Origin of the sequence: Dysgonomonas sp. Marseille-P4677, from assembly GCF_016652235.1 — a bacterium.
Classification (GTDB): Bacteria; Bacteroidota; Bacteroidia; order Bacteroidales; family Dysgonomonadaceae; genus Dysgonomonas.
Genome location: NZ_JAEPKU010000247.1, coordinates 1 through 2,142, shown reverse-complemented (window position 1 = coordinate 2,142; position 2,142 = coordinate 1). Strand labels below are relative to the sequence as shown.

The 2,142-nt window shown below is 33.6% G+C and carries 3 protein-coding genes; 1 reads left to right on the top strand and 2 read right to left on the bottom strand.

The genetic code is table 11. The annotated features are described in order from the left end of the window. Window positions 1-206: hypothetical protein (locus JGH11_RS20420; RefSeq protein ID WP_236264245.1), on the top strand; the 206-nt coding region annotated here is incomplete at its 5' end. 16 nt (window positions 207-222) lie between these two features. Here JGH11_RS20420 and JGH11_RS19795 read toward each other — a convergent pair. Then, the gene (locus JGH11_RS19795) at window positions 223-1,161 is read right to left on the bottom strand and encodes a UDP-3-O-acyl-N-acetylglucosamine deacetylase (RefSeq protein WP_201114662.1); all 939 of its coding nucleotides are present in this window, start codon (window positions 1,159-1,161) and stop codon (window positions 223-225) included. 18 nt (window positions 1,162-1,179) lie between these two features. Further along, entirely contained in the window at window positions 1,180-2,127 is a 948-nt protein-coding gene (locus JGH11_RS19790; RefSeq protein WP_201114660.1) for a 3-oxoacyl-ACP synthase III family protein, read from the bottom strand. Window positions 2,128-2,142 lie beyond the last annotated feature (15 nt).

The window sequence follows — 2,142 nt, the reverse complement described above, 5'->3', positions numbered from 1 at the left end:
TACCGCCGTTTTATAAGAAGAAGTCCTTCATACATATGAAGGACTTCTTTTGTTTTATACAGATTACTCCTAAAGAACGAGCGTTTTATCATGCTTATTTTCTCGTACTAAGAAGATATAGAAAGAGAATAAACATACTAGCGATAAATAATAAGGACGGCTTAGATCAAGCCGCCCTTCGTATATTTATAGATACTATTAGTTAGTAATATTACCTTTATTTTAGGCAGATACTTTTGCTTTGAGATCAAAACCCATAGCTTCACGAATAGCTCGAGCAAATAAGGTGTTAATTTTATGCCCAGGACAATTAGCTATAATTTTACCTTTTATAAAATGGCCAACTAATGCTATATCACCAACGATATCGAGTAATTTATGTCTAGCTGGTTCGTTAGGGTATAATAGAGGTTTATTCATAATATAACCTAGCTTATTTGCATCTTTTCTTCGTACCCCCATAAAATCAACCAGCTGGTCTAATTTATTTTGTTCCATTAATTTGTCATAAATCAGAATTGCATTGTTGAGATCCCCCCCTTTTGAATCTTTATTTTTTAATAATTGTTCTATTTCACTTACAAAAACAAAAGGTCTTGCAGCAGCAATATCTTTTGTGAATTCAGATAGCGTATTTAGATTTGCTTCCTGCTTTTTTAAAAAGAAAGAATTAAAGGATATGTTTGATTGTATGCTGAATGTATCATCTGGTAATAATAGCATAGATGATCCTGTTTCTTTATCTACTACTTTAATCCTTTTCCGTTTAAAGGTAATATATTTTCTTTCAGTGTTTTGTATTTGTATCCCAACCTCCTTTATTTTGCTTACAAATGCGATAGAACTTCCATCTAGAATTGGAAACTCAGAGCCGTTTACTTCTATTAGGCAATTATCTATTTCACAAGCATAAAGAGCTGCAAGAGCATGTTCTACCGTACTTACCTGAATGTTGTTCATAGATAAAATGGTACTACAATCAGTTCCATATACATTTTCAGCTAATGCATCTATTATTGGATGGCCGGGTATATCAATTCGCTTAACTTTATAACCATAATTCTCGGGTGCCGGATTAAATGTGATGCGTATGTTTAAGCCGCTCTGTAATCCTTTTCCTTCTAAGGAGAAGCTATTTTTTAGTGTTCTTTGATTTATCATTGTATCCACTCTTATAATTTAGGGTATTCTTAGGAGACAACTCCCGGCTGAATATCCTCCACCAAATACAGATATACAGATTAAATTTCCTGATTGAAATTTATCTATATTTTGTGCATAAACAAGTAATGAACTGGCTGATCCAGTGTTGCCTAATTCTTGTATATTAGAAAGTATTACATCTTCTTTAATATCCAATTGTTTAGCTACATTCTTCAATATTCTCATATTGGCTTGATGACCAATAAAAAAAGTGAGATTATCTAGTTTATATCCGTTGTTTTCAACAATATTTTTTGTATTCTGAGCTATATAGGAGCAAGCATATATAAAAACATCTTTGCCATATGGCATTTGTAATCCCCCATTTTGAGGTTTTAAGTAAACACCTTGGGGACCCATCCCGATATGACCTAAGCCTTGTGTTGTTATATCAAGAATCTCGGCATCTTTCTTATTGAAAGAGGTATTAGAAAAGAAAAAAGCAACAGCTCCATCTCCCCATAGATGCCCCGACATATAGTCAGAATCGTTAGAGTAAGAAGTATTTCTGTCAGCACACACTAATAATGCTTTAGATGCTACTTGAGAGGTAAAGAAAGTATATATGATTTCCATTGCGTTTACCCCGGAAGAACAAGCTGAAGACAGTTGGAAAACTTTAGCATTAAGTATATTATATTCGCGTTGTATCTGATGTCCGACGGTTGCAATCGTATCGGAAGGCGTGTAAGACGCAAAAATAATTAAATCAATATCTTCTATTTTATATGGCAATTTTGGTAAAGCATTTGCGACAGCTTCGCTGCACATATATTCTATTGTTTCCTCCTCAGTGGCCCTTGAGCGAGAATTTATACCGGTTCTTTGTAGTATCCAGTCACTACTTAAGCCATTTACATCGGAGAAATAATCATTTGGAATCCTTGTGGTAGGAATATAGTATCCTGTTGCATTAATATACATATTCTATATTTTATG

Excerpts from the sequence above, each read along its gene's own strand:
- JGH11_RS19795 (WP_201114662.1), bottom strand. The coding sequence starts at position 1,161 with ATGATAAATCAAAGAACACTAAAAAATAGCTTCTCCTTAGAAGGAAAA.
- JGH11_RS19790 (WP_201114660.1), bottom strand. The coding sequence starts at position 2,127 with ATGTATATTAATGCAACAGGATACTATATTCCTACCACAAGGATTCCA.